The organism is Streptomyces tateyamensis (assembly GCF_003205575.1).
Lineage (GTDB): Bacteria > Actinomycetota > Actinomycetes > Streptomycetales > Streptomycetaceae > Kitasatospora > Kitasatospora tateyamensis.
Genome location: NZ_PYBW01000189.1, coordinates 1 through 6979, shown reverse-complemented (window position 1 = coordinate 6979; position 6979 = coordinate 1). Strand labels below are relative to the sequence as shown.

8 protein-coding genes are annotated in these 6979 nt (G+C 67.8%); 5 read left to right on the top strand and 3 right to left on the bottom strand.

From position 1 onward, the window contains the following. Nucleotides 1-367: SPASM domain-containing protein (locus C7C46_RS31945; RefSeq protein WP_146259303.1), on the top strand; the 367-nt coding region annotated here is incomplete at its 5' end. 55 nt (nucleotides 368-422) lie between these two features. Here C7C46_RS31945 and gltX read toward each other — a convergent pair. After that, nucleotides 423-1784, bottom strand: a complete 1362-nt coding sequence (gene gltX, locus C7C46_RS31940; RefSeq protein WP_245985264.1) for a glutamate--tRNA ligase — start codon at nucleotides 1782-1784, stop codon at nucleotides 423-425. A 296-nt stretch (nucleotides 1785-2080) separates the two neighbouring features. Between gltX and C7C46_RS31935 the strand changes: the two genes are divergently transcribed. From C7C46_RS31935 to C7C46_RS31925, 3 genes are all read left to right on the top strand, one after another. Next, nucleotides 2081-2509 (top strand): GNAT family N-acetyltransferase, encoded by a 429-nt coding sequence (locus tag C7C46_RS31935; RefSeq protein ID WP_110673417.1) that lies wholly within the window; start codon nucleotides 2081-2083, stop codon nucleotides 2507-2509. A gap of 434 nt (nucleotides 2510-2943) precedes the next feature. After that, entirely contained in the window at nucleotides 2944-4230 is a 1287-nt protein-coding gene (gene serS / locus C7C46_RS31930; protein ID WP_110673416.1) for a serine--tRNA ligase, read from the top strand. 115 nt (nucleotides 4231-4345) lie between these two features. Further along, nucleotides 4346-4948, top strand: a complete 603-nt coding sequence (locus tag C7C46_RS31925) for an HD domain-containing protein (RefSeq protein ID WP_110673419.1) — start codon at nucleotides 4346-4348, stop codon at nucleotides 4946-4948. On the opposite strand, the gene C7C46_RS31920 is transcribed toward C7C46_RS31925, so the two are convergent. Together C7C46_RS31920 and C7C46_RS31915 are read right to left on the bottom strand one after the other, a co-directional pair. Further along, the gene (locus tag C7C46_RS31920; RefSeq protein ID WP_110673415.1) at nucleotides 4936-5409 is read right to left on the bottom strand and encodes an NUDIX hydrolase; all 474 of its coding nucleotides are present in this window, start codon (nucleotides 5407-5409) and stop codon (nucleotides 4936-4938) included. The genes C7C46_RS31925 and C7C46_RS31920 overlap by 13 nt on opposite strands. Beyond that, nucleotides 5393-6166 (bottom strand): XRE family transcriptional regulator, encoded by a 774-nt coding sequence (locus C7C46_RS31915; RefSeq protein WP_110673414.1) that lies wholly within the window; start codon nucleotides 6164-6166, stop codon nucleotides 5393-5395. Before C7C46_RS31915 ends, C7C46_RS31920 begins: the two co-directional genes overlap by 17 nt. 95 nt (nucleotides 6167-6261) lie before the next feature. Between C7C46_RS31915 and C7C46_RS31910 the strand changes: the two genes are divergently transcribed. Then, complete coding sequence (locus tag C7C46_RS31910; RefSeq protein ID WP_110673413.1) at nucleotides 6262-6960, top strand: HAD family hydrolase; 699 nt, start codon at nucleotides 6262-6264, stop codon at nucleotides 6958-6960. Nucleotides 6961-6979: the final 19 nt, after the last annotated feature.

The window sequence follows — 6979 nt, the reverse complement described above, 5'->3', positions numbered from 1 at the left end:
ATCAACTGCGGAACGCAGGTGCACCGCCCGCAACCTCGAACGCCTCGCGATCTTCCCCGACGGACGGGTCTACATCTGCTCGGCGTTCTTCGACACCGACCTCCACTACGGAGAGTTCCGCAACGGGGCCATCCGCCCTCGGCTCCAGGACGGGATCAGCGAACTCACCCTCGTCAACACCATCTCCTCCAACTGCCGAACCTGCCAGCACAGCTCTACCTGCGGCGGCGGCTGCGCAGCATACGACCACCTCCAGAAGACCCTGACCAGCAGCAATTGCGACCGCACCACCATCCCGGTGTGCCCGCTGTGGTCGATGCCCGCCGAACCGGACGGCACCGCACACCGCCTGGTCGACCTGCGCTGAGCAGGCGAAAGCCGTGGGCCCGCACACCCACTCGGGTGTGCGGGCCCACGAGCTGTCACACCAGCTCGGCCAGCGCCTTGTCCAGGCGCACCAGGGTCCGCTCGCGGCCCAGCACCTCCAGCGACTCGAACAGCGGCAGCCCCACCGTGCGGCCGGTCACCGCCACCCGGATCGGCGCCTGGGCCTTGCCCAGCTTGAGGCCCGCCGCTGCAGCCGTCTCCTCCAGCACCGCCTTGAGCGTTTCCGCCTCCCACGCGGCGTCGGCCAGGCGCCGCCGAGCCTCGCGCAGCAGATCGGCCGCCCCTTCCTTCATCGCCTTCGCCCACGACGCCTCGTCGCGCACAGGCTCGTCCAGGAACAGGAAGTCCACGTATGCGGTGATCTCCGACAGCACCGAGATCCTCGTCTGCGCCAGGCCGGCCACCGTGACGAACAGCGCCGGGTCGAACGCCTCCGCAGACCAGGGTGCATGAGGCGCAGTCAGCCACGGGCCACACGCCGCCACGAACCGCTCCACCGGCAGCGCTCGGATGTACTCCCCGTTGAAGGCAGTCAGCTTCTTCACGTCGAAGAACGCCGAGGCGCCGTTCACGTCCTCCACACTGAACAGCTGCTCCAACTCGGCATAGGGGCGGATCTCCACGTCGTCCTTCGGCCCCCAGCCCAGCAGCATCAGGTAGTTCACCATTGCTTCGGGCAGGTAGCCCTCGGCCAGGTAGTCCTCCAGCGCCACCTTGTCGCGCCGCTTGGACAGCTTCTGCCGCTTCTCGTTCACGATGACCGGCAGGTGCGCCCACACGGGGGGCTCGGCGCCTAGGGCGCGCCACAGCAACTGCTGCTTCGGGGTGTTCGACAGATGCTCCTCGCCGCGAATCACCTGGGTGATCCCCTCGTCGAGGTCGTCGACAACATTGGCCAGCAGGAACACCGGGCTGCCGTCGCCGCGGGCGATCACGAAGTCCTCGATGGCCGAGTTGGGGAACTCCGGGTTGCCGCGAATCAGGTCGACAACCACGGTGCCCCCCTCGTCCGGGGTGCGGAACCGCAGGGCGTGGCCGGCCTCGAAGCTGAGCCCCCGGTCGCGGCAGAAACCGTCGTAGCCCAGCTGCTGGGAGCCCGTGCGCTCGGTGACCTGTTCGCGCGTGCAGTCGCAGTAGTACGCGAGGCCGGCCTCGTACAGTTCAGCGGATGCCTCGCGGTGCCGGGCCACGTTCTCGGACTGGAAATAGGGGCCCTCGAATGCCGGATCCGCGTTTGAGATGCCGACGGCCGCGAGAGCGCTGATGATCCCCTCTGTCCACTCCTCGCGGTTGCGCGCGGCGTCCGTGTCCTCGATCCGCAGCACGAACTTGCCGCCGTGCTGTCGCGCGGTCGCCCAGTTGTACAGGGCCGAGCGGGCACCACCGACGTGGAACATGCCCGTCGGGCTCGGAGCGAAGCGGACACGAACAGGAGAAGGGTCAACAGTCATGGAAACACGGTAGCGGCGCCCGCTGGCTCCAGTTGCCATTCACCTTGATCAGTGTTGACCTATGAGGTGGAAGGGAGCGCAACAGCGGTAGCGATCATCAGGCTGATGGCGGAGACGGTGCAGTTCCCCGTGCAATGGCCATCAGCTCCAAGCGGTAACACGCCCCGAGGTCGGCCCCAGTGTCCAGCACAGCATCGCGGAGTCACCCAATCGAGGGACAGGGTAACTCGGATGCGCGGAGAGTGACGGCCGCTGACGCGATGTCGATAGCGCGGATCCGTGCAGCGATGATCGGAGCAGCTCCGACGGGCCGGTGGTTCGAGGATCTCGCGGCTTACCTAGTCGACGGCCTCGCCCGTGGCGAGGACATGGCCGGCTTCGCCGTCGGCGGGCCGGACGAACGGTTGATCTCGGTCGCGCTCGGAACCATCTACCAGGCGCCTCCCGGACCCACCTATACCGGACGCACGGGGTACGTTCACCTCGTCCTGACTGACCCGGATCACCGCCAACGGGGCCACGCTGCGGCGGTCATGGCCGCACTACTCGCCTGGTTCTGGGAGCAGGACTGTGGGCTGGTCAGTCTCACCGCCAGCGCCGATGGAATTCCGCTCTACCGCAAACTTGGCTTCGAGGACAACGTCGGCTCCATGAGACTCCTGCGGCCCTGAACAGCGGTTGCGCCGAACAAGTCGCCAGCGTGCTTGCTCAGGACGACGTCCGAACCCCGCTGTCCGACCCCTGGGCGTGGTCCATCTGCCGAGTGACCGAAGGGACCGGGGCAGCGATTCCGCGTTGCTCACGGCACCCGGGCGTTCTATCCTCGGGGCAACGCGCTGACGGAGACAAGTAGTCGCAGGGCACGCGAGCCGAGAGAGCTGCTGGCAGCTGGGAAGGCAGCCTCGCGTCCTGTGGTGAATCCCCTCCCGAGTGCGGGGAGGAACGGTCGGCTGCGGCCCAATGCCCCGCCGGTTCGCTCCCGTAATCGAGCTGTCGAGGCTGCTACCTGCGGGTGGTGGCGAAGGCGTGGTGGCACCGCGAGTTCCCTTCTCGCCCACGCCCCCAAGGGATCACGTCGGACTTCGACTGATCGATGGGACCCGAAATGCTGGACATCACCGAGATCCGTGAGCATCCACAGCGCGTCGAACGTGCGCTGGCAAAGCGAGCCGTTCACATCGACCTCACCGCCTTCCTCGCCTTGGACGAGAAGTGCCGGCATGGCAAGACCGAGGCCGAGACGCTACGTGCCGAGCGCAAGAAGATCTCGCGTGAGATCGCGCAGCAGGACCCGGCCGGGCCGGACGCCATCGCCAAGCGAGCCGAGGCAACCGAACTCGGCGACCGCCTTACCACACTCGAAGAGCAGCTCAACGGCCTGACCGCCGAGCGCCAAGCGTTCCTCGACCAGCTGCCCAACCTGCCCGACGAGGACGTACCGAGCGGCGGCAAGGAGCAGAACCAGGTTGTTCGTGAGCACGGCACCCGACCGGACTTCGACTTCGAGGCGCAGAACCACGTCGACCTCGCCCGCAGACTCGGGCTGATCGACTACGAGCGCGGTGTCAAACTCGGTGGCACCGGCAACTGGGTCTACCGCGGCAATGGCGCGCTCCTCGAGTGGGCGCTGCTCAACTTCTTCCTCGAGACCCACGTGCGTGACGGGTACGAGCTGATCCTGCCACCTCATCTGTTGACCTATCAGGCCGGTTACACCGCAGGTCAGTTCCCCAAGTTTGCCGAGGACGTCTTCGCGGTTGAGCAGGGCCCGGCCGGACCGCAGCGGTTCCTGCTGCCGACCTCGGAGACCGCCCTGGTCAACCTCCATCGCGACGAGGTCCTGCCGGAGGCCGAACTGCCCCGCAAGTACGTCGCCTACTCGCCCTGCTACCGGCGAGAGGCCGGCAGCTACCGCGCTGCCGACCGGGGAACCCTTCGCGGCCACCAGTTCAACAAGGTCGAGATGTTCCAGTTCGCCCACCCCGACGCCTCCGACACCGCCCACGAGGAACTGCTGGCCAGGGCAGCAGCGTTGGTCGAGACGCTCGGTCTTCACCACCGCATCACCCGGCTTGCCGCCGAGGACACCAGCGCCGCGATGGCCAAGACCTTCGACGTCGAGGTCTGGCTGCCCAGCATCAACGCCTATGTCGAGGTCAGCTCGGTATCGAACGCCCGGGACTACCAGGCCCGACGCGGCAACATCCGCTACCGGCCGGAAACCGGAAAGCCCGCCCACGTGCACACCCTTAACGGCTCAGGGCTGGCCACCAGCCGCCTGGTGCCAGCCCTACTGGAACAGCACCAGCAGCCGGACGGCACCATCACGGTGCCGGCGGTGCTGCAGCGCTGGCTCGGCTGCGAATCCTTGACCCCAGCACCAAACCGGTAGCCCCACGGGGTGGAAGGCCCGAAAGCCGCATCCGGTTCTGCGGCGTAGGACAGGGGCTGGCCGGGCCACCGCCGCAGCAGTGGCCAGGGCAGCCCCTGTCCTCGCGCCGGACCGCATGGAACAGTCACACGGCGGGAAGGCCGACAGCGTGACGGAGACATTGCCCCAGTGGGCGCGGCGGATCGCCGAACAGGAACTGGCGGACACCCTGCCGAGGCGGTGGTCGCACTCCCAAGGGGTGGCGCGTCAGGCTGCGCAGCTGGCTTCGGTTGCCGGGCCCGATGATGACCTGCTGGTCGCGGCAGCGGTGCTCCACGATGTCGGCTACGCACCTCGCCTGGCCCTGACTGGCTTTCATCCTCTGGACGGCGCACGCTTTCTGCGGGACGAGCACGGTGCGGACGAGCGGCTGGTCCAGCTGGTCGCCAACCACTCCTTCGCCTTGCTGGAGGCCGAGGAGCGCGGGCTCCGGTCTCACCTGGAGATGGAGTTCCCGCTGCTTGAGGACCAGGTGCTGGTGGACGCGCTGGTCTACTGCGACATGACCACGACCCCCGACGGGACGCCGACCAGCGCCCGGGACCGGGTCACTGAGATCGTTGCCCGGTACGGAGCCAGCACATTGGTAGGGCGCTTCATCCAGCGGGCACAGCTGGAGATCGAGGCGGCGGTGGCCCGTACTGAGCACCGGGTCGCCGCTGGAGTTCAGCCGAGGTAGGGGTACTGGCCGCTGAGGTAGTGGCCGATCTGCTGGCGCATGCTCGGGTGGATGTCGTAGTCGTCCAGGTCGCCTGGCCGTACCCAGAGCACGCCGTCCGCCTCGTCGTTGATCGTGGGCGCGCCGCCGACCGGGCGGCCGATGTAGACGACCTCGAACTGCTGACGGGCTTCGCCGTTGCTGCTGTAGACGACGACGTGCGCCGGGTTGGAGTAGACGCCGAGGAAACCGGTGATCTCCGCCTTGATGCCGGTCTCCTCCTCACACTCCCGTACCGCGCAGTCGGCGGCGGACTCGCCGATGTCCTGCTTGCCGCCGGGCAGCGCCCACTGCCCGGTGTCGCGCCGGCGCTGCAGAAGGATCGCGCCGTCCTCGTTCTGAACGAGCAGGTTGCTCGCGGGCACCAGCGAGTTGGCCGCCGGTGCCGCCGGATCGCCGTAGTACTCAGTCCTGCCGGCCATGCGACTGGGCCCCCTCTGCGTCGTCGGTCCACGGGCGGGCGGAGTCCCAGACCGCGTCGAAGCTCGTAGCGTAGCCGTCGAACCATCCTGTCTCTGGCGTCTTCTGGAGGTGCAGCAGGGGGTTCGCGGACGCCGGCTGGCCCCAGACGTGCGGGTTGACCAGCAGGTCGTTGTCGTAGCGGAACAGGGAGTTGTAGAGCGTGGTGTCGTGCAGGCGGATCTCGCAGCCGGGTGTCCCCAACAGCGGCCGGTAATAAGTGAGCGAGGCGCGGACCTTCGCAGCGAGCGCATCCCCGATTCCCTCCTCTCGCCCGCGGATCGCTACGGCGTGGCCCTGCGGGTCACCGAAGCACAGCCGGACCCGGGCTCCGGCCGCCGCGCGCTGGGCGAGCATCGTGGCGATGCGGGGGTTCGATTGGGCGAAGAACGTCCCCGAGAACACCAGCACATTGATGCACTGCTCTGCTTCCAGCAGCAGGGAGAGCCACATCTCCCGCGGGACGCTGGCACGGTCTGGGTATGTGGCCACGAGGCCGGCTCTCTGCCTGGGCTCTTGTCCGTTCCTGGGCCGAGTCTCCGGCCAAAGGAAGGTCTCGTCCACCTTCAGGTGGTGCGCGACGCTCCACCGATGGCGTGCGTGGGGTACGCGACCGCTTAGCCAGCGGGTCACGGTCTTGGGGTCCACCTCGCAGACTGTCGCGAGTGTCTCCGGGGGGACACCGCGCTGGGCAAGTGCGGAGCGCAGTCGCTCGTTCACAGTGGATATCCAACCGGAGTCCCCGGGGACCCGCAAGGACGTCTTGGGACGCGCGGCGGCCGACGCGCGCACGCCGTGCTGCCTACGCTGGCGGGATGGCGCTCATCGTCTTGTGGGATATCGACCACACGCTCATCGACAACGCGGGGGTGAGCAAGGAGATCTATGGCGCGGCATTCGAGGCCGTTGCCCAACGCCGGCCATCGGGGCCTGCGGTGACCGAAGGCAGGACCGATCGGCTGATCATGCGGGAGATGTTCGACCGGGACGGCCTGGCGCGGCCGGGCTGGGACACCGTGCAGGCGGCTCTCGAAGCCGCCGGGTCTGAGCGGTTCGAGGAACTGCAGCGGCGCGGCAGCGCGCTGCCCGGTGTCCGGGACGCCCTGACCGCGCTCGCAGATGAGCCTGGGATCATCTCGTCCGTGCTGACCGGCAACATCGCGCCGAATGCCCGTCTGAAGCTCGCCGCGTTCGAGCTCGACGGCCTCGTGGACCTGTCCGTTGGTGCGTACGGTGCTGACCACCTTGAGCGAGCAGCGCTCGTCGCGGTGGCCCGGGACCGCATACATCGCGCCTACGCTGTACCCGCCGGCACGCCCGTGGCACTGGTTGGCGACACCCCCCGAGACGTTGAGGCCGCACTGACGAGCGGGGTTCAGATCATCGCCGTCGCCAGCGGAGTTCACGCCGCTCACGCACTGCATGAGGCTGGCGCCGACGTGGTGCTGCCAGACCTGATCAACACGGGAGTCCTACTGAGTCACTTTAGCCGCATCTCCGGTACCCAGAGCTGATGAAGTTCCCCCACTGAAC